Annotated in this window: 17 protein-coding genes; 14 read left to right on the top strand and 3 right to left on the bottom strand. The window is 64.5% G+C overall.

What is annotated here, in order from left to right; genetic code table 11:
• Window positions 1-304: 304 nt before the first annotated feature.
• The 10 genes from H582_RS0102535 to H582_RS0102490 all read left to right on the top strand — a co-directional run bounded on the left by H582_RS0102535 (window position 305) and on the right by H582_RS0102490 (window position 10910).
• Window positions 305-1462, top strand: coding sequence for a cobalamin-independent methionine synthase II family protein (locus H582_RS0102535; protein ID WP_028597244.1), 1158 nt, complete (start codon window positions 305-307; stop codon window positions 1460-1462).
• 243 nt (window positions 1463-1705) lie between these two features.
• Window positions 1706-2425 carry a YebC/PmpR family DNA-binding transcriptional regulator gene (locus tag H582_RS0102530; RefSeq protein ID WP_028597243.1) on the top strand — a complete coding sequence of 240 codons (720 nt, stop codon included), beginning with the start codon at window positions 1706-1708 and terminating at the stop codon, window positions 2423-2425.
• Window positions 2426-2497: 72 nt separating this feature from the next.
• Window positions 2498-3418: a LysR family transcriptional regulator gene (locus tag H582_RS25660; RefSeq protein ID WP_052332901.1), complete on the top strand. Its 921-nt coding sequence runs from the start codon at window positions 2498-2500 to the stop codon at window positions 3416-3418.
• Between the two features lie 114 nt (window positions 3419-3532).
• On the top strand, window positions 3533-3964 hold the full coding sequence (locus tag H582_RS0102520; RefSeq protein ID WP_028597242.1) for a rhodanese-like domain-containing protein: 432 nt from the start codon (window positions 3533-3535) through the stop codon (window positions 3962-3964).
• A gap of 1095 nt (window positions 3965-5059) precedes the next feature.
• Window positions 5060-6949 carry an ABC transporter ATP-binding protein gene (locus tag H582_RS0102515; protein WP_052332900.1) on the top strand — a complete coding sequence of 630 codons (1890 nt, stop codon included), beginning with the start codon at window positions 5060-5062 and terminating at the stop codon, window positions 6947-6949.
• The gene (locus H582_RS25655) at window positions 6946-8688 is read left to right on the top strand and encodes an ABC transporter ATP-binding protein (protein ID WP_101809149.1); all 1743 of its coding nucleotides are present in this window, start codon (window positions 6946-6948) and stop codon (window positions 8686-8688) included. The genes H582_RS0102515 and H582_RS25655 overlap by 4 nt, the downstream gene beginning before the upstream one ends.
• Window positions 8689-8714: 26 nt before the next feature.
• The gene (locus H582_RS0102505; RefSeq protein ID WP_084136503.1) at window positions 8715-9158 is read left to right on the top strand and encodes a zinc ribbon domain-containing protein; all 444 of its coding nucleotides are present in this window, start codon (window positions 8715-8717) and stop codon (window positions 9156-9158) included.
• Window positions 9159-9223: 65 nt separating this feature from the next.
• Window positions 9224-9676 carry a DMT family transporter gene (locus tag H582_RS0102500; RefSeq protein WP_228551470.1) on the top strand — a complete coding sequence of 151 codons (453 nt, stop codon included), beginning with the start codon at window positions 9224-9226 and terminating at the stop codon, window positions 9674-9676.
• 29 nt (window positions 9677-9705) lie between these two features.
• A complete protein-coding gene (locus H582_RS0102495; protein ID WP_164820153.1) occupies window positions 9706-10422 on the top strand; it encodes a Crp/Fnr family transcriptional regulator in 717 nt (238 codons plus the stop codon).
• Window positions 10419-10910, top strand: a complete 492-nt coding sequence (locus tag H582_RS0102490; RefSeq protein ID WP_043110829.1) for a DMT family transporter — start codon at window positions 10419-10421, stop codon at window positions 10908-10910. The genes H582_RS0102495 and H582_RS0102490 overlap by 4 nt, the downstream gene beginning before the upstream one ends.
• A gap of 173 nt (window positions 10911-11083) precedes the next feature.
• Here the strand turns inward: H582_RS0102490 and H582_RS0102485 are convergent, their stop codons facing one another.
• Window positions 11084-12250, bottom strand: a complete 1167-nt coding sequence (locus H582_RS0102485) for an MFS transporter (protein ID WP_028597236.1) — start codon at window positions 12248-12250, stop codon at window positions 11084-11086.
• 156 nt (window positions 12251-12406) lie between these two features.
• On the opposite strand from H582_RS0102485, the gene H582_RS0102480 reads away from it, so the two are divergent.
• From H582_RS0102480 to ndk, 4 genes are all read left to right on the top strand, one after another.
• Window positions 12407-12772: a GIY-YIG nuclease family protein gene (locus H582_RS0102480; RefSeq protein WP_028597235.1), complete on the top strand. Its 366-nt coding sequence runs from the start codon at window positions 12407-12409 to the stop codon at window positions 12770-12772.
• 58 nt (window positions 12773-12830) lie between these two features.
• Window positions 12831-13004 (top strand): DUF3934 family protein, encoded by a 174-nt coding sequence (locus H582_RS30640; protein ID WP_084136501.1) that lies wholly within the window; start codon window positions 12831-12833, stop codon window positions 13002-13004.
• A gap of 333 nt (window positions 13005-13337) precedes the next feature.
• On the top strand, window positions 13338-16796 hold the full coding sequence (locus H582_RS0102470; protein ID WP_028597234.1) for a CARDB domain-containing protein: 3459 nt from the start codon (window positions 13338-13340) through the stop codon (window positions 16794-16796).
• A gap of 121 nt (window positions 16797-16917) precedes the next feature.
• Window positions 16918-17322, top strand: a complete 405-nt coding sequence (gene ndk, locus H582_RS0102465) for a nucleoside-diphosphate kinase (RefSeq protein WP_028597233.1) — start codon at window positions 16918-16920, stop codon at window positions 17320-17322.
• Between the two features lie 133 nt (window positions 17323-17455).
• On the opposite strand, the gene H582_RS0102460 is transcribed toward ndk, so the two are convergent.
• Window positions 17456-18514 (bottom strand): hemolysin family protein, encoded by a 1059-nt coding sequence (locus tag H582_RS0102460; RefSeq protein WP_028597232.1) that lies wholly within the window; start codon window positions 18512-18514, stop codon window positions 17456-17458.
• Window positions 18515-18676: 162 nt separating this feature from the next.
• The coding region (locus H582_RS0102455; protein ID WP_028597231.1) for a Tn3 family transposase at window positions 18677-18905 on the bottom strand (229 nt) is incomplete at its 5' end.

Here is an 18905-nt window from a genome sequence, read left to right as displayed (position 1 = left end):
ATCAAGACGTTGGATATAACGAATTTCATTTCAAAGAAATAAACCAGGCGTAGGCTGGCACCCGAAGTTGACCGCGCTGAATGGGCTGTACCTGCTGGTACTCCTTTTTCGTCTTATACACGGGAAGGAGTGCCTCTGGATCGCGGCCAGTCTTCCAGGTTCATAAGACGAGATCTAAGATTCAGTCTCTATAGCGATTAGCTATAGCCAGCTATGGTTTATTGGGCTTTCCGATAGCGACAAGCGGCTTGGTATACTGGTTGTACGCATAAGCAGCAGTTGCAGAATGAGGAGGCCATCCCAAATGACAGACAAGTTTCAGATCGTAGGCAGCTTGCTTCGCCCGAAAGAGCTGCTCGGCTACAAGACGCAGATCGAACATCGCGACGACATTCAATATCCTTTTTACGACCATTTCGAAGGGTATGAGCAGTGCGAGGCCGATGCGATCCGGCAAGTGGTGAAAAAAGAGATCGAGCATGGGCTGTCGATCGTGACTGACGGGGAATTTTCCAAATCGATGTGGCATCTGGATTTTGTCTGGGGATTCAGTGGAGTGAAGCGCTACATTGCCGACCACGGCTATTTCTTCCGCGACATAGATGGCACTTCCAAATATGAGACGCGCAAGGACATCGGCCTCCGCATCACCGGCGAGCTGAGCGGGAAAAACCACCCTTTCCTCAAGACGTTCCGGCAGCTGCAGGAAACGGCCGGCGAGCAGCCGACGAAGCTCTGCGTGCCGTCTCCGTCGCATATTTTCGGGGAGCTGTCCTGGTCCGGCAATATCGGAGGCGCGGCCGCCGTCTATCAGACGACCCAGGAGCTCAAAGAAGGCCTGGTGAAGGCCTACAAGGAGTTTGTCGAGGACTTCGCCGCTGTCGGCGGCAAGATCCTGCAGTTCGACGACTGCCTGTGGGAGCTGTTCGCGGATGACAATCCGAACTCGCCGTATACCGGCGAGCAGATCAATCAATCGGAAGTCCAGGCGCTCGCCGCGGAATTCATCGACATCAACAATACGCTGATCGACTACGGCCATAGCCTCGGATTGAGCATGTGGACCCACAACTGCCGCGGCAACTACGATTCCCGCAACATGGGCGGAGGATCGTACGTCAAGATCGCCAACTTGTTCCTGAAGCAGCTGAACTACGATCGGTTCTTCCTGGAATGGGACGACGACCGCGCCGGCTCCCTGGAGGCGCTTGAAGTATTCAAGGACAAGCCGGAGACGGAAATCGTGCTTGGCCTGCTGTCCTCGAAGACGAATACGCTGGACGATGAAGCCCGCGTCGTGCGCCTGCTTGACGAAGCGTCCAAGATCATCGACAAGGATCGCCTGCTGCTGTCCCATCAATGCGGCTTCGCTTCCTGCGATGGCGGCAACGAGCTGAGCGAAGACGAGCAATGGGCCAAGATCGATCAAGGCCAGAAGATCGCGAAGCAATACTGGGGCTAGGGATGAGAGCGAGCGGATTCATAAGCTGATAAAAAAAAGGCTGCGTGAAAGGTCGGTGGTCCAGACCTGTTCATGCGGCCTCTTTATGCTGTTCGACTTCGCGACCGGCGTGACAATCTCATCCCGACTCCGACTTGTCCAGCGCGGCCCGCGGTAAGTATAATAGGGAGAGAGCTCAAGGCGCCCTCCTTCACCGGAAAAGGATGCAAGGCGAGGGTAATTCAAGCGGAAAGTTGGTTCAGCATGGGTCGCAAATGGAACAATATCAAGGAAAAGAAGGCGTCCAAGGACGCCAATACAAGCCGTATCTACGCCAAGTTCGGCCTGGAGATCTACGTCGCCGCCCGCAAGGGCGAGCCGGATCCGGAATCGAACCGAGCTCTGAGGGTCGTGCTCGAGCGCGCCAAGACGTACAACGTGCCGAAGGCGATCATCGACCGCGCGATCGAAAAAGCGAAGGGCAGCTCCGACGAGATCTATGAGGAGCTCCGCTACGAAGGCTTCGGGCCGAACGGCTCGATGGTCATCGTCGACGCCCTGACGAACAACGTCAACCGCACCGCCTCCGCCGTGCGCGCCGCCTTCAGCAAAAACGGCGGCAACATGGGCGTGAACGGCTCGGTCGCCTATATGTTCGACGCCACGGCCGTCATCGGCGTATCCGGCAAGTCGCTGGACGAGATCATGGAGCTGATGCTCGAAGCGGACGTCGACGTGCGCGACATCGTGGAAGAGGACGAGGACGTGCTCGTCTACGCGGAGCCGGATCAGTTCCATGCCGTGCAGGAGGCGCTTCGCGCATCGGGCATCGAGGAGTTCAGCGTCGCCGAGCTGACGATGCTCGCGCAGAACTTCGTCGAGCTGCCGGAAGACGCCCAGAAGCAGTTTGACAAGATCATCGACACGCTGGAGGATCTCGAGGATGTCCAGCAGGTGTATCACAACGTCGACTACGCCGAATGACCGCCTCCGCCGGACTCGCGCTTACGCGCGGGTCTGTTTTTTTATCCCATCCCTGAGCGAGGAGGAAGGCCGATGGACCTGATCTGCCTGCGAAGCTTCCGCGAGGTCGCCGCCTGCGGCAGCATCACGAAGGCCGCCGAACGGCTCGGCTACGCCCAGTCGAGCGTGACGGCGCAGCTGCAGAAGCTGGAGGAGCTGTACGGAACCGAGCTGCTGGAGCGCAGAGGCAGAAGGATGGAGCTGACGGCGGCGGGCGAAAAGCTGCTCGGCTATGCGAAGGAGATGCTGCGCCTGCATGCCGAGTCGCTGGAAGCGGTCGGAGCGGCGGTAGAGGTCAGCCTGACGATCGGCTCAATTGAGACGCTCGCCTCGTATTTCCTGCCGCCGCATCTGCAGGCTTTTCGGCAGAGGCAGCCGAACGTCTCGCTGACGCTGCTGCCCGGCAATGAGCCGGAGCTGATCCGCGGCGTCAAGTCGGGCACGCTCGATGCGGCTCTCATTCTGGATCCGCCGCTGCGGGAGCCGGAGCTGGATGTGCATCTGCTGCGGCCGGAGCCGCTGCTGCTCGTCTGCGCGCCGGGCCATCGGCTGGCCGGGCGTACGGAGGCTGCTGCAGCGGAGCTGGACGGGGAGCCGCTCGTGCTGACCGAGGACGGCTGCACGTACCGGGCGGCGCTGCTGCGGCGGCTCCAGGAGATCGGCGCGGAGGCGCGGATCTCCTGCGAGCTCGGCAGCATCGAGGCGATCAAGCGCTGCGTCGCCCAAGGACTGGGCGTCGCGCTGCTGCCGTCGATCGCCGTGCGGCAGGAGGTCGAGGAGGGCAAGCTCTGCGCCGCCGCGTTCACGGAGCCGCTGGCCGCCGAGTTCCACATCCAGCTCGTCCATTTGCCGAAGCGGCGGTCGTCGCCGGCGTTTGTCCAGTTTCTGGCCAGCGTCGGCGCCGACGTACCGCTCGGACGGACAGAGGGAGCCGAGCCGCCTCGAAGAGCGTGATCCATCGGCGCGGGCGATGGCTGCCATCGAAACCGTTGGATAACGGATGCGGGCCGGCTCGTGGTAGGATCATTTCCAAGGTTGAACAAACCTAAGCCAAGGAGATGATGACCGATGAAAAGCCCGATTTCGCTCGTCCATGAAACGCCTGCCGCATCGCCGGAAGAAGCGCGCCGCCACTTCCTCGGGAAGCTGTCCGTCGAGACGGATCCGTCCGATGTGCGCCACGATCAGCTGACCGGCCTCGACTCGTTCCTGCTGGTCGACGTTCGCGCCGCCTCCGCCTATGCGGAACGCCATGCGGCCGGGGCGGTCAGCCTGCCGTACGGCGATATCAGCCCCGATTCGACGGCCGGCTGGCCCAAGGACCGGCTGCTCGTCCTGTACTGCTGGAGCCCGGCCTGCAACGGCGCGGCCAAAGCAGGCTTGCGTTTCTCCGAGCTCGGCTTCCGGGTCAAGGAGATGCTCGGCGGCATCGAGTACTGGCAGCGGGATGGATTCCCGGTCGAAGGGAGCCGAGCCGGCAGCGCGCCGGTCGTCGGCTGAGGCAAGTTGAGACAGAGGCAAGTTGAGGCTGACTGACGCTTATGCAAGTTGATGCAGGCTGATGCAAGAGCGCCACGGGCATGATGCCCGTGGCGTTTTCAGCATTGACTATTGCTCGTATCCGGGGTGAGCCGGAGCAGCCGGCCTATGGAACACGAATTTCGCAGCGCTTCGCCTTGTCGCATGCCGGGGAGGCAGTAGACAGAATCCCCTCTCCGATGCGTAAGTATCGGAGGAGCTGACGCTCCTGGGTAAGCTCGTTCGAGTAAGGAATAGTAGATGGAGGCTCGAAGTTGAGGCGTTAAGTCGAAATAATCGAGTTACTTAACTGTGCTAATGAGCGGAATGGGGGAGAATTGCGCGGAAAAACCGAGCAGCTCGGGAAGGCAGGAGTCGAAACGGAGGGAGTTGCGCGGAAAAATCGAGTAACTCGGGTAGGCGGACGGCGGAACGGAGGGAGTTACGCGGAAAAACCGAGTAACTCGGGTTGGCTGGTGGCGGAATGGAGGGAGTTGCGCGGAAAAACCGAGTAACTCCGGTAGGCAGGTGGCGAAACGGGGGGGAATTGCGCGGAAAAACCGAGCAGCTCGGATCTAAAAGGAAAGTGGGGGCTTGGTGTTGTGGAGCTGCGCTCCGTATGCGGGACATGAGTAGAGCTTGCGGACCGGAGCGAAGCGTGGCGGGGAACTCGTGGAGAAGCGGCAGCGGTTACCTTGGAGGCCGGATTCCACCCCTGCTGGGGAATGGGATCAAAGGAATCTGGGCTCCAGGGAGATCGGAACGAGTCTCCGCTCCGCGAAGCGGTTGCCGGTCAGGGGTCTGCTCCGCGAAGCGGATGCCGGTTTTCAATGCCCGCAACGGGAAGGAGGCGCCGTTTCGGCTCTGGCAACCATGGCATAGCCACCAAAGCCGAAGCGAGACGCTGCGATGGATCGGACGGGGCAGCATCGCCGTCCGAAACGATGATTCCCATCTCGCCGTGCGCCGGCCATGCGCGGCGTTTTCAGCATTGACGATGAAGACGGTCCGCCTTAAAATGGAACTTAAATCAATACGATATATCGTAAAGTGCAAAACGGAAAGTTGGGATGTCTGATGAACAAAACGACCGGCTCGCCGCCGCAAGCGGCTCGAATTCGGCTGCGCAGCTATATGCGGCCTCATCTCGCGGTCGCCGTCGCGGCTCCGCTGCTCATGCTGCTGGAGGTCGCGATGGACCTGCTGCAGCCGAGGCTGATGGCCCGCATTCTCGACGAGGGCATCATCGGCGGGGACACCTCCTCAATCTGGACGGTCGGCGGGTGGATGCTGCTGGCCGCGCTGGTCGGCCTGGCGGGAGGCATCGGCTGCACGGTCTTTTCCACGCTCGCTTCCCAGCGGTTCGGCGCCGATCTGAGGGAAGGCCTCTACCGGCGGACGATGCGGCTGTCGCCGGAGCTGCTGGGCCGCTTCGGCACCGGCAGCCTCGTCACGCGCCTCACCGGCGACGTCTCGCAGCTCCAGCAGACGACGCTCGTCGCGCTGCGGATGCTGGCTCGCAGTCTGTTCATCGCGCTCGGCAGCCTCGTCATGTGCATCGCGCTCAGCCCGCGGCTGTCGCTCGTGCTCATCGTCACCGTGCCTGCGCTTGCCGTGCTGCTCGTCTGGCTGAAGCGGACGACGGTGCCGCTGTTCGCCTCGGTGCAGCAGGCGCTCGACGAGGTCAATACGCGGCTGCAGGAAAGCCTCGCGAACATGCGCGTCGTCAAGGCGTTCGTGCGCGCGCCGCATGAGGAAGCGCGATTCGGCGCCGCGAACGACGGCTACCGCGCGAGCAGCCTTGCCGCCGCTCGCATCGGCGCGCTCAGCCAGCCGCTGCTGTCGCTGCTGCTCGGCTTCACGACGGCGGCGGCGCTCTGGTACGGCGGAGCGCTGGCCGGCTCCGACTCGATCCAGCCGGGGCAGCTGGCCGCCTACCTCACTTATCTGAGCCAGCTGCTGCTGTCGCTGAACGGCCTCGGCAACCATCTGCTGACGCTGTCCCGGGCGACGGCGTCCGCGACCCGCATCCGCGAGGTGCTGGGGGCGAAGGACGAAGCGGGTTCCGGCAGCCATGCAGATGCGGAGCGAAAGCGCAAAGAAGCGCCAGAAGTCGATCCAAATGCGGCGCGTGACGCAGCGGCAGACGCCGCCCTGCAGCAAGGCGATGCGCCGCTGGACGATCCATCAGGTATGCCGGAGAGCGCTCGAGCCGCTGCGCGGGAAGCGCCGTATCTGGAATGGAGCGCGGTCGCCTACCGCTACCCCGGCTCGGACGAATACGCGCTGCGCGGCTTCAGCCTGAGCATCCGGCGAGGCGAGAGCATCGGCATCGTCGGCATGAACGGATCCGGCAAGTCGACGCTCGCGCTGCTGACGGCCGGCCTGCTCCAGCCGACCGAAGGATCGATCCGCCTTCAAGGCAAGCCGCTCGGCGAATGGGACCCGGAGGAGCTTCGCTCCAAGGTCGGACTCGTGCTTCAGCAGGCGCATCTGTTCAGCGGCTCGATCGCGGACAACATCCGCTACGGCCGCCCGGACGCCCCGGAGTCCGACATGCTCGAAGCGGCCGGCAGCGCCTTTGCGGCCGGCTTCGTCGGCGCGCTGCCGGAGGGCTACGGCACCCGGCTCGGGCAAAAAGGCGTCAACCTGTCCGGCGGCCAGCGGCAGCGGCTGTCGATCGCGCGCACGCTCCTGCTGAAGCCGGAGCTGCTTCTGCTCGACGACAGCACGAGCGCCGTCGACGCCGCCACGGAGACGGCGATCACCGAGTCGATCGAGCGGATGGGCGAGAGCTGCACGCTGCTGCTCGTCTCGCAGAAGCTGGCCTCGCTGCGCCGCTGCGACCGGATCGTCGTGCTGGACGAAGGGCGGCTGGCCGCTGTCGGCACGCAGGAGCAGCTGCTGGCGTCGAGCCCCCTTTACCGAGAGCTGGATGAATCCCAGAAAGGGGCGGAGCCCGCATGAAAACCTCCACGGCGCTGCGCCGCCTCGGCGCCTATCTGCTGCAAAGCCGCCGCCTGCTGCTCGCCATCGGCGTCTCGACGCTAGGCGCTTCGGGCTGCGCGCTTGCAGCTCCGTATTTGACCGGGCAAGCGCTCGACGCGCTGATCGGCGGCAGCGGAGGGTTCGCCGCGATCTGCCTGACGCTGGCCGCCGTCTATCTGCTCGGCAGCCTGGCGGGCTGGCTGCAGGCGCGGCTGCTCGCCGCCGTCACCCAGCGCACGGTCTGGCAGCTGCGCGGCGAGCTGTTCGCCCGCATGCAGCGGCTGCCCGTCGGCTTTTACGAGCAGCGCTCGCACGGCGAGCTGATGAGCCGCACGACCAACGACCTCGACAACGTCTCGAACAGCTTGAACCAGAGCCTCGTGCAGCTCATCTCCAGCGTCATCTCGATCGTCGGCAGCCTGGCGCTCATGCTGTGGCTGCAGCCGCTGCTGACGCTCGTCGCCGTCTCGACGGTGCCGCTGCTATACGGCGTGGCGCGGCTCGTCGCCCGCACGACGCGCAGCCAGTTCAAGCTGCAGCAGGTCGAGCTCGCCGAGGCGAACAGCCGCATCGAGGAGACGGTGACCGGCCGCCACGTCGTCACGCTGTTTCACCAAGAGGAGCGCGCAGCAGCCGAATTCTCCGCTGTCAACAAGCGGCTGCGGGCGGCCGGCACGCGGGCGCAGATCTACTCCGGCCTGATGGGGCCGTCCATGAATCTGCTCGGCCACTTGAACTACCTGCTGATCGCGGCGGCCGGCGGCTGGCTCGCCTCGCGCGAGCTCGCCTCGGTCGGCCTCGTCGTCAGCTTCCTCGGGTATTCCCGCCAGTTCAGCGGACCGGTCAACGAGCTGGCCAACCAGTACAACCTGATCCAAGCCGGCGTCGCCGGCGCCGAGCGCATCTTCGAGACGCTGGACACGGAGCCGGAGCGCTCCGCCGCGGAGCGTTGCGAGCGGCCGCCTGTCCTGCAGGGAGAGGTCGAGTTCCGCGAGGTCGGCTTCGGGTATGGCGCAGGCGCAGCGGTGCTGCGGGATGTCTCCTTCGCCGTCCCGGCCGGCACGATGACCGCGCTCGTCGGCCCGACGGGCGCCGGCAAATCGACGATCGTCTCGCTGCTCGCGCGCTTCCACGATCCGACCTCCGGCACGATCTCCATCGGCGGCGTCGACCTCGCCTCGCTGCATCGCGACGACGTGCGCAGCCGGATCGGCATCGTGCTGCAAGAGACGCAATTGTTCAGCGGCACCGTCCGCGAGAACATCCGGTACGGTCGGCTCGATGCGAGCGACGCGGAGGTGGAGGCGGCGGCGCGCGCGGCGCAGGCGCATCGCTTCATCCAGAAGCTGCCGGACCGCTACGACACCCGCCTTGCTCCGGAGGGCGGCAACCTGAGCCTGGGCCAGCGCCAGCTCATCTCGATCGCGCGCACGCTGCTGGCCGACCCGGATGTGCTGCTGCTCGACGAGGCGACAAGCAGCGTCGACACGCTCGCGGAGCTGGAGATCCAAAAGGCGATGGCCAGCCTCATGAAAGGCCGGACATCGATCGTCGTCGCCCACCGGCTTGGCACGATCCGCCGCGCGGATCAGATTCTCGTGCTGCACGAAGGGCGCATCGAGCAGAGGGGCACCCATGATGAGCTGATGCGCGCCGGCGGACGCTATCGCGAGCTGCACCGCCATCAGTTCGAGGAGCGGCAGGTTTCCCAGCATTGACTTTAACGAGGCGAGGAGAGGATCCGATGAACGACCATCCGATCGAATGTCCATGGTGCGGCCGAACGGTCGTGCTGCAAGGAAGCATCTGTCCCGAGTGCCGGCACGAGGTGCTGCCGGAGCATCTCGATACCGGCCTCGAGCCGAGCGGCGACGAGGCGGATGAAGCCGCCGTCCGGCAGGCCGATGCCAGCGAGGACAGCGGCGATTGGGACCGCGAAGGCGGCGAGTCCCTCGAGGACTTCGTCTGCCGTCGGTTCCGGTGCAGGGACTGCGGAGGCAACGAGGCGGAGGCGACCGAGGTCGCGATGACCGGGACGGGCCTCAGCAAGCTGATCGACCTGCAGCATCATCATTATCTGTTCGTCAGCTGCCAGGGCTGCGGCCTGGTGAAGGTGTCCGATCCCGACGTGCTTCGCGGAAAGAAAAGCGGCGAAGGAAGCACGATCGCCGATCTCTTCTTCGGCTGAGGACATATGTCCTTTTCCTTTCCGATCCGAACGGTTAAAGTACGATTCGTAGGGAAAACCATCGGATGAGGAATGGAGTGGGCATCATCATGAAAGGCATCCTCGCCGCGATCGCGGCCGGCGGGTTCATCACGCTGCAGGGCGCCGCCAACAGCGTCATCGGCGAAGCGATCGGCACCTGGCAGGCGGCGGCGCTGACGCAGCTGACCGGCTTCGTCGGGGCGCTCGCGCTCGCGCTGCTGCTGCGCGGCCTGCAGCCGCGGACGCTGCTGGCGGTCAAGCCGGTCTACGCGACCGGAGGCGCGCTCGGCGCGCTCATCATTTTCGGCAATGTGACGGCCATCCATCAGATCGGCATCACGCTGACGACGTCGCTCGTCCTGCTCGGCCAGCTCGCCCTCACGTTCCTGATCGAGTGGAGAGGCTGGCTCGGCTCGAAGCGAATCAGCGTCGGCCCGGCGCAGGCGGCCGGCTTCGCGCTCATGGCCGGCGGCGTGCTGCTGCTGGCGATCGGATGACCGGGCAGCGCCAGAGAGGAGGCATGAGGATGGAAAGCGAAGCGGAGACGATCCGGCGGCATCTGCTTGAGCTGGGCCTCGGCGAGGCGATTCCGCCGGAGCTGGCGCGGCGGGCGTCGCTCGTCACGGCCGAGCCGGGCGAGGCGATCGTCCGCCAGGGCGGACGATCGGACAGCCTGCTGCTGCTCGCCGCGGGCAAGATCAAGGTGTACACGACGACGCCGGACGGCAAGTCGCTCATCCTCTCGTTCCTCGGACCGCCAGAGATGCTCGGCGACATCGAGTACGTGCAGCGCGGGCTGGAGCTGATGAATACGGTCGAGGCGGTCACGCCGGCGACGCTCATCCGCATCCCGTACCGCGAGGCGGACCGGCTGGCCGCCGATCATGCGCCGTTCCTGCGCTTCCTGCTCGGGGTCATCACGCGCAAGTTCCAGATGAAGAACAACTCGCTCAGCTTCAACCTGCTCTATCCGGTCGAGGTGCGGCTCGCCAGCTATCTGCTCAGCGTCTGCGGAGCGGAGGACGGCCGCGAGTCTGCCCGGCTGGAAGCCGGCGCGCTGCGAGACGCGGCGAACCTGATCGGCACGAGCTACCGGCATCTGAACCGGGTGCTGCTGCAGTTCGCGCGCGACGGGCTCATCGAGCGGGCGCGCTCGAGCATCGCGGTCCGCGACCGGGACGCGCTTGCGGCGCTCGCGCAGGAAAACATCTACGAACCGAAATCGGGAGGACGATCGGAATGACGGGCATCATCTGGGCTGTGGCATCGGGACTGCTGCTGAGCCTGCAAAATCTGTTCAACGCGAACGTCGACCGCAAAGCCGGCATGTGGACGACGACGACGCTCGTGCTCGGCATGGGCTTCGCGGCGGCGCTGCTGCTCGGGCTGGCGGCGGAAGGAGCGGCGCTGTTCCAGCTGGCCGGCATGGAGCCGTGGTTCGCCTTCAGCGGCCTGATCGGCATCGGCGTCGTCACCTGCATGGTGCAGGGCGTGAAGCGGCTCGGTCCGACGTTCGCCGTCAGCCTCGCGCTCTGCTCGCAGCTGGCGTTCGCCATGCTGTGGGACTCGATGGGCTGGCTCGGCCTGGAGCGGGTGCCGCTGGAGCCGACGCGGCTCGCCGGCGTGTTGCTGCTGGCTGCGGGCATCGTCGTGTTCAAGCTCGGCGGCCGCGGCCGTAGCAAGGAGCGGGTCCTGCCCGCCGCTGCGGAAGCGGGGCAGGACATCGCGTGAGGGGAGCCTGCGGGCGGAGCCGCCCTTGACTAGGATCTGATCTGCAAAAAAAGCGGGACGAAACCGGCAGCATGCCGGGCTCGTCCCGCTTTTTTGTCCTATGGAATCAAGCGGTCCGCATGACGGCCGAACGTCCGTCCGGCTGCCGTCTGCGCCGTGCGCCTATCCGCTCGTCAGCCCGCGCGCGACGCTCCCGGCAGCCCGCGCTTCTCCAGCAGGCGGATCGCGAGCGCGAATAGCGCGAGCGCCGCGAGCAGCAGCAGGCCGGCGTAGCGGAACACGTCCTGCAGGCTCGACGCCTCGACCGCGTAGCCGCCAGCATAGGTGCCGATGATGCGCGCCGCGCCCGCGTTCAGCAGCGCGTTCAGCGTCTGCCCGCTCGCCCGCAGCTCCGGCGCGACCTCTTTGTTGATGTACACCGACATCGTGACGGCGACGACGATGAACGTCAGCCCGTGCAGCGCCTGCACCGCGAGCGCGCCGTAGATCGAGCCGATCTCCGCGTACAGGAGCCAGCGCAGCGCCGACACGCCGCCTGCCGCCAGCAGGATCGCCGAGACGGAGAACCGTTTCAGGATGAGGGCGCTGAGCAGCAGGAACGGCAGCTCTCCGAGCGCGGAGACGACCATCGACCAGCCGAGCAGGTCTTTGCCGGCTCCGATCTCCGTGAAGTAGAGCGGGAAGAACGCGTAGTAGTAGCCGAGCGTCATATGGATGGCGAAGCAAAGGCCCATATAGAGCATGAGCCGGCGGTTGCGGAGCAGATGCAGGAAATTCAGCTTGCGGCCGCCGAACTGATGGCCCCGCACGCGCGGGTAGAGCAGGAGCAGCAGCAGCGTCGCGCCCATGACGGCCGCGTAGGCCGTGAACATGCCTTCGAGCCGGACCTTTTCCGCATAGATGCCGAAGCCGACGCTCATCGCCGCGAAGCCGAGCGTGCCGCCGATCCGGATGCGGCCGAAGCGGGACGCTTCGCGGCCTAGCGCCTCCAGCGTGATCGCGTCGGTGATCGCGCCGGTGGAGCTTTGGAACAGGGTGAACAGCCCGACTGCGACGATCAGCCACGGCAGCGCGGACGACAGCGGGAACAGCAGCATCGACAGGCCGCTGCCCGCCAGCAGCGCCGCGAGCACGGCGTTTTTGGAGCGGGCCTTGTCCGCGAGCGAGCCCCATGCCGGCTGGGCCAGCACGGCGATGAACGGGCCGATGCTGAGCAGCAGGCCGATGTCGGAGCTGCCGTATCCGAGCTGGCGGAAATAGACCGGCGCAAACGTCCCGTAAATGGCATTGGCCGAATAAAGCACGAAATAGAACCAAAAGTACAGCTTCAGCGAGTTCATCTTGATCTTCCTTTCCAACCCCATCCATCTTACCTCTGACGGGCCGATCCGCCAAGCGAAGCCGAAAAAACAAGCCGCCGACGGTTGACAGGCCGAGGAGCGGACGTTAGAATTTACTAAATTACTGATTTAGTGAATCAGAAAGCGAGGCATCCGATGGACAAGAACCGGCGCAAGGAGCTGCAGGAGCAATACAAGGAAATGAAGACCTATCTCGGCGTCATCCGCCTCACGAACCGGACGAACGGCAAGATCTTTCTCGCCGCCTACCCGAACTTGAAAAACAAGTGGACGACGCTGCAAGCGCAGCTGCGCATGGGCAGGTTCGCCAATCTCGACGTGCAGCGCGACTGGAACGAGCACGGGGAGGAGGCGTTCGAGTACGCGGAGCTGGAGCGCAAGGAATTCGATCCGGTCAAGATGACCGACATCAAGTGGGAGCTCAAGCTGCTGCTGAAGCCTTGGCTGGAGAAGCTGCAGCCGTATGGAGACGCCGGCTACAACCGTCTTTCGCGCGATTAGATTTGCCCCCGGCTCTCCGATCGGGTACGATGGGGAGACGAATGGAGCTGAGACGAACATGAGCAAGTCCAAAGGCGGCGGCACAGGCCGCGGCACGGGCAAAAAGGGCTGGAACCGCTGGCAGGCCGCCGAGCGGCGGGCCAAGAGCAAGCCCAAGCCCTATGTGAGCAAGGGGCTGCAGAAAAAGGCCGAGGAAGCGAAGGCGGCGCGCCAGAGCGAGCCTTCCAGCTGAGCGCTTCCCTGAACGGAGCACTTCGCTGAAACCCGTTCAGTCGGGGCGAGCGCGCCTCGCCTGAGCGGGTCCGATATCACCTGAACCTCCGGCAGCTTCAGCCGAAGGGCATAGCGGTTCCCCCGGCAGACGCTGCCGGGTTTTTTTGCCGTGCCCTTCCGATGCGGTCCCGTCTAGCGCTTGCATGGAATCGCACCTGATTGTCGTAGGATCGCCCCTCAGCGCGCGGCCGAGCCTGACTTATAATGGGGGTATCTTTCCGGGGAAAGGAGGCTTCCGCAAGCGAAAGGAAGGTTTGCAAACGCTGTCATTAAAGGGAGGAAGAAAACGTACATGAACTTCAAGTCCATCTCGCTCGCCGGACTGCTGCTGCTCACGACGGTGCTGGCGGCCGTAGGGCCGTCGCGCCCGGCGGAAGCGGCAGGCGGTCCCAATCTCGCGCTCGGCAAGGCGGTCTCCTCGAGCGGCTACACGCAGACGTACGCTCCGGAAAACGTTCGCGACGGCAATGCGGGCACATACTGGGAAAGCACGGACAACGCCTTTCCGCAGTGGGTCCAGGTCGATCTGGGCGCCAGCGTCTCCATCGATCAGGTCGTCATGAAGCTGCCCGCTGCCTGGGAGAAGCGGACCCAGACGCTGACGATCCAGGGCAGCGCGAACGGAAGCAGCTTCTCGACGCTGGCCGCCTCGGCTAGCTATGTGTTCGACCCAGCCGCGGGCGGCAACTCGGCGACGGCGAGCTTCCCGGCCGCCAGCGCTCGCTACGTCCGCCTGAGCTTCTCGGCGAACACCGCATGGCCGGCCGCGCAGCTGTCCGAGCTGGAAATCTACGGCGCCTCGGCTCCGACTCCGACCCCGACCGCGACTCCGACGGCAACGCCGACCCCGACCCCGACCCCGACATCTACGCCGACGGCAACCCCGACTCCGACACCTACGCCGACGGCAACCCCGACGGCGACGCCGACCCCGGCTCCGGGCTCCAATGTCGCCATCGGCAAGTCGATCAGCGCGTCGAGCAGCACGCAGACGTATGTCGCGGCCAACGCCAACGACAATTCGACCTCGACCTACTGGGAGGGCGGTGGCAACCCGAGCAGCCTGACGCTGGATCTCGGGGCGAACCATCAGATCACGTCGATCGTGCTCAAGCTGAATCCGGCGACGGAATGGGCGACGCGCAACCAGACGATCCAGGTGCTCGGCCATGACCAGACGACGACCAGCTTCACGAGCCTGAAGGCCGCGCAGTCCTACACGTTCAATCCGGCGACGGGCAACACCGTGACGATCCCGCTCAGCGCGACCGTCAAGCGGCTGCAGCTGGCCATCTCCGTCAACAGCGGCGCTCCGGCCGGACAGATCGCCGAGTTCCAGGTATTCGGCACGCCGGCGGCCAATCCGGATCTGACGATCCAGACGATGAGCTGGACGCCGTCCGCTCCGGCCGAGGACAGCGCGATCACGCTGACGGCGACCGTCCGCAACAGCGGCAGCGCAGCCGCCGCGGCATCCTCGGTCGGCTTTTATGTGAACGGCGAGCTGGCCGGAACCGCAGCCGCTCCCGCGCTGGCAGCCGGCGCGTCGGCGAACGTATCGCTGGCGATCGGCGCCAAGGCGGCCGGCTCCTACGCGATCGGCGCCAAGGCCGATGAGGGCAATGCCGTCTTCGAGCAGAACGAGAGCAACAACAGCTATGCGCATCCGTCCAATCTGACCGTCTCGCCGCTGTCCAGCTCCGACCTCGTCGGCACCGTCTCCTGGACGCCGTCCGCTCCGTCGGCCGGCAGCAGCGTGAGCTTCACCGTACAGCTGAAAAACCAGGGCACGATCGCCACCGCAGGCGGCGCGCATCCGGTCAGCGTGACGCTCAAGACGTCCGCGGGCGCGACCGTGCAGACGTTCAGCGGCTCGTACACGGGCAGCCTCGCGCCAGGCGCGACGGCGAACGTCGCGCTCTCCGGCAGCTGGACGGCCGTCAGCGGCTCGTACACGGCCGCGCTCTCCGTGACCGCCGACGGCAACGAGCTGCCCGCCAAGCAAGGCAACAACGCCAGCCAGACGCCGCTTACGGTCTACTCCGCCCGCGGCGCGAGCGTGCCGTACACGCGCTACGACACGGAAGACGCGACGCGCGGCGGCGGAGCGGCGCTCATGACCGCGCCGACGTTCAACCAGGCGCTGACCGCCTCGGAAGCGTCCGGCCAAGCCTACATCTCGCTGCCGTCGAGCGGCTCCTACGCGCAGTGGACCGTCCGTCCGAACGAAGGCGGAGCGGGCGTCACGATGCGCTACACGATGCCCGACTCGGCCGACGGCATGGGCCTGAGCGGCTCGCTCGACCTGTACGTCAACGGGACCAAGGTGAAAAACGTGCCGGTCTCGTCCTACTACAACTGGCAGTACTTCTCCGGCGACATGCCGGCTGACGCTCCGGGCGGCGGCAGGCCGCTGTTCCGCTTCGACGAGGTGCACTGGAAGCTCGACACGCCGCTGCAGCCGGGCGACGTCGTGCGCGTCCAGAAGCCGGCCGGAGACAGCATCGAGTACGGCGTCGACTTCCTCGAGATCGAGAACGTTCCGGCCGCGATCGCGCAGCCGGCGAACTCCGTCTCCGTGACGCAGTACGGCGCCGTCGCGAACGACGGCCAGGACGATCTGGCCGCCTTCAAGGCCGCCGTGACCGCAGCCGTGTCGGGCGGCAAGACGCTGTACATCCCGACCGGCACGTTCCATTTGAACGGCATGTGGGAAATCGGCTCGGCCAGCAGCATGATCCAGAACCTGACGATCACCGGCGCGGGCATGTGGCATACGAACATCCAGTTCACCAACCCGAACGCGGCATCCGGCGGCATCTCGCTGCGTATCTCGGGCAAGCTGGACTTCAGCAACGTCTATCTGAACTCCAAGCTGCGCTCGCGCTACGGCCAGAACGCCATCTACAAAGGCTTCATGGACAACTTCGGCACGAACTCGTCCATCCGCAATGTCTGGGTCGAGCACTTCGAATGCGGCTTCTGGGTCGGCGACTACGCCCATACGCCGGCGATCACGGCGACCGGCCTCGTCATCGAGAACAGCCGCATCCGCAACAATCTGGCCGACGGCGTCAACTTCGCCCAAGGCACGAGCGGCTCGACCGTCCGCAACAGCAGCGTCCGGGGCAACGGCGACGACGGCCTCGCCGTCTGGACGAGCGACGTGAACGGCGCTCCGGCCGGCGTCAACAACACGTTCTCGTCCAATACGATCGAGAACAACTGGCGCGCGGCGGGCATCGCCTTCTTCGGCGGCAGCGGCCACAAGGCCGAGCGCAACGTCATCGTCGACTGCGTCGGCGGCTCCGGCCTGCGCATGAACACGGTGTTCCCGGGCTACCATTTCGCGAACAATACCGGCATCACGTTCTCCGATACGACGATCCTGCGCTGCGGCACGAGCCAGGATCTGTACAACGGCGAGCGCGGCGCGATCGACCTGGAAGCGTCCAATGACGCGATCCGAAACGTGACGTTCACGAACATCGACATCGTCGACGCCCAACGCGACGGCATCCAGTTCGGCTACGGCGGCGGCTTCTCCAACATCGTGTTCAACTCCGTCACGATCAACGGCACCGGCCGCGACGGCATCACGACCTCGCGCTTCTCCGGACCGCATCTAGGGGCGGCGATCTTCACCTATACCGGCAACGGCGCCGCCACGTTCAACAATCTGCAGACGAGCAACATCGCCTATGCCGGCACGAACTACGTGCAGAGCGGCTTCAATCTGACCTTCAACTAGGCAGGACCTCGGGCGGTCTTTGTCGAACTGTTTCCTGTGGGTGCGAACATGTGACATCGCTCACGCCGGACATGGCCTCATGTCAGGTACGATGAAGCAGGAAGCAGAAGGAGGAAGGCAGATGAGCGAAAGAGCATTCGTCATGATCAAGCCCGACGGGGTACGGAGGGGACTGATCGGAGAGATCGTCTCCCGCTTCGAGAAGAAGGGCCTGTCCGTCGTCAAGGCGGAGCTGATCCAGGTCAGCGAGGCGACCGCCAAGGAGCATTACGGCCATCTGGAAGCAAAGCCGTTCTTCCGCGAGCTGGTCGACTACATCACGTCCGGCCCTTCGTTCGCGATGATCGTGGAAGGCACGGCGGCGGTGAAGAACTCCCGCTATCTGATCGGCGCGACCAACCCGGCGGATGCCGCGCCCGGCACGATCCGCGGCGACTACGGCCTCGACGTGTCGGAAAACGTCATCCACGGCTCCGACTCCATCGACAACGCCCGCATCGAAATCGAGCGCTTCTTCATCCGCTGAGCGGCGTCAGCTCGGCCGAATGAGAGCCGCAACAAGAAAGAAGCCTCGCGCCAAGTGCGCGAGGCTTCTTCATGTCGACGCGAGCACCTGACCTGACCCGGCGCTCCAGCCCGTCCGGCCCGCGCACGCTGCGCTAGAAGGCGGACAGCGGCTGGCCGGCAGCTTCGTCGCGGATGTCGCCGACGATCTCCTCCAGGATGTCCTCCAGCGTCACGAGGCCGGCCGGGGCTCCGGCTTCGGTCATGACGAGCGCCATATGGGCGCGGCTCTGCTGCATCTTGATCATGACGTCGCGGATCGAGGCGCTCTCCTTGAAGCGGGGGAGCGGATGCGTGAGCGTATCGAGTCCGGCTTTGCGGCCGGCGGCCATGCCCGTCAGCATCTCCTTGGCGTTGATGTAGCCGAGGTAGCCGCCGCCGCTCGGCGCGGCGACCGGATAGCGGGTGTAGCCATGCCGGTCCATCTGCTCGAGCAGCGCCTCCGGAGGCAGGCCGCCGGGCACCGAGACGATCGAAACCTGCGGAATCATGATCTCGCCGACCTTGCGGCCGTCGAAGTCGAACAGATTGTTCAGGTAGTCGAGCTCGGTGCGGTTGATCTCGCCGCTCTCGTAGCTCTGGGCGACGATCAGCCGCAGCTCCTCCTCGGAGTGCACCGAATCATGTCCGGCCGGCTTGACGCCGAACAGGCGGAGCAAGGCGCGGGCGGAGTTATTGAGCGCGACGATGATCGGGTACATGATTTTGCCGAACGTATAGAGAGGTCCGGCGAGCAGCAGCGTCATCTTCTCGGCATACTGGATGGCGAGCGTCTTGGGAGCGAGCTCGCCGATGACGACGTGCAGAAACGTGATGATCGACAGAGCGATCGCATACGACAGCACGGTCGAGACGGCCGCCGGCACGTCGAAGCGCTCGAACAGCGGGTGAAGCATGCGCTCGACCGTCGGCTCGCCGAGCGCGCCGAGCACGAGCGCGGTAATCGTGATGCCGAGCTGGCAGGCGGACAGGTAGTAGTCGAGATCCGCCGCCACCTTGCGCGCTTTGACCGCTTTTTTGCTGCCTTCGGCGACGAGCTGGTCGAGCCGGGACATCCGGACCTTGAGGATCGCGAACTCGGCTCCGACAAAAAAGGCGGTGAGGCCGATGAATACCGCCACCAAAAAGAGATTCAAGCCAATGATTCCATCCAAGCGGATTCCCTCCATGAGGAGGGATTCACCTCCATCTTATCGATTGAAGGGGTACCGCCAACATTTTAACGATAATATACGCTAAGCCTTCGGATGTACCTGGCTTAGCGTTTTTTCTTACTCTAAGCCCAATAGTCCGGGCTACACCGCCCGGACTACCGATCACTCACCTTCCTGTTGTTTCAGCGGTCGTAATGAGTTGAGAGACGTATTCTGCTTGAAGTTGAATTTGTATTCACCTAGAAAATTGATGTGCTCCCATCCAAGGGGGGAAATGTGATTTAGCAGTTCTTCCTGAAGCTTACCTTGCTTTTTGCGGTGTTCAGTTGCCTGCTGGAGATAGACGGTATTCCAAACGCTAATTGCATTGATGATAATGTTCAACGCACTT

This window comes from Paenibacillus pasadenensis DSM 19293, from assembly GCF_000422485.1.
In the GTDB taxonomy this organism is placed as follows: Bacteria; Bacillota; Bacilli; order Paenibacillales; family Paenibacillaceae; genus Paenibacillus_O; species Paenibacillus_O pasadenensis.
Note: the sequence above shows the minus strand (reverse complement) of the source record. Positions and strands in the feature narration are given on the sequence as shown.

What these genes read in the sequence shown, in the direction of transcription:
- H582_RS0102520 (WP_028597242.1), top strand. Translation starts at nt 3,533, where the DNA reads ATGAAAAGCCCGATTTCGCTCGTCCATGAAACGCCTGCCGCATCGCCG.
- H582_RS0102470 (WP_028597234.1), top strand. Translation starts at nt 13,338, where the DNA reads ATGAACTTCAAGTCCATCTCGCTCGCCGGACTGCTGCTGCTCACGACG.
- H582_RS25655 (WP_101809149.1), top strand. Translation starts at nt 6,946, where the DNA reads ATGAAAACCTCCACGGCGCTGCGCCGCCTCGGCGCCTATCTGCTGCAA.
- H582_RS0102490 (WP_043110829.1), top strand. Translation starts at nt 10,419, where the DNA reads ATGACGGGCATCATCTGGGCTGTGGCATCGGGACTGCTGCTGAGCCTG.
- H582_RS0102505 (WP_084136503.1), top strand. Translation starts at nt 8,715, where the DNA reads ATGAACGACCATCCGATCGAATGTCCATGGTGCGGCCGAACGGTCGTG.
- H582_RS0102500 (WP_228551470.1), top strand. Translation starts at nt 9,224, where the DNA reads ATGAGGAATGGAGTGGGCATCATCATGAAAGGCATCCTCGCCGCGATC.
- H582_RS0102485 (WP_028597236.1), bottom strand. Translation starts at nt 12,250, where the DNA reads ATGAACTCGCTGAAGCTGTACTTTTGGTTCTATTTCGTGCTTTATTCG.
- H582_RS0102495 (WP_164820153.1), top strand. Translation starts at nt 9,706, where the DNA reads ATGGAAAGCGAAGCGGAGACGATCCGGCGGCATCTGCTTGAGCTGGGC.
- H582_RS0102515 (WP_052332900.1), top strand. Translation starts at nt 5,060, where the DNA reads ATGAACAAAACGACCGGCTCGCCGCCGCAAGCGGCTCGAATTCGGCTG.
- ndk (WP_028597233.1), top strand. Translation starts at nt 16,918, where the DNA reads ATGAGCGAAAGAGCATTCGTCATGATCAAGCCCGACGGGGTACGGAGG.
- H582_RS25660 (WP_052332901.1), top strand. Translation starts at nt 2,498, where the DNA reads ATGGACCTGATCTGCCTGCGAAGCTTCCGCGAGGTCGCCGCCTGCGGC.
- H582_RS0102480 (WP_028597235.1), top strand. Translation starts at nt 12,407, where the DNA reads ATGGACAAGAACCGGCGCAAGGAGCTGCAGGAGCAATACAAGGAAATG.
- H582_RS0102530 (WP_028597243.1), top strand. Translation starts at nt 1,706, where the DNA reads ATGGGTCGCAAATGGAACAATATCAAGGAAAAGAAGGCGTCCAAGGAC.
- H582_RS30640 (WP_084136501.1), top strand. Translation starts at nt 12,831, where the DNA reads ATGAGCAAGTCCAAAGGCGGCGGCACAGGCCGCGGCACGGGCAAAAAG.
- H582_RS0102535 (WP_028597244.1), top strand. Translation starts at nt 305, where the DNA reads ATGACAGACAAGTTTCAGATCGTAGGCAGCTTGCTTCGCCCGAAAGAG.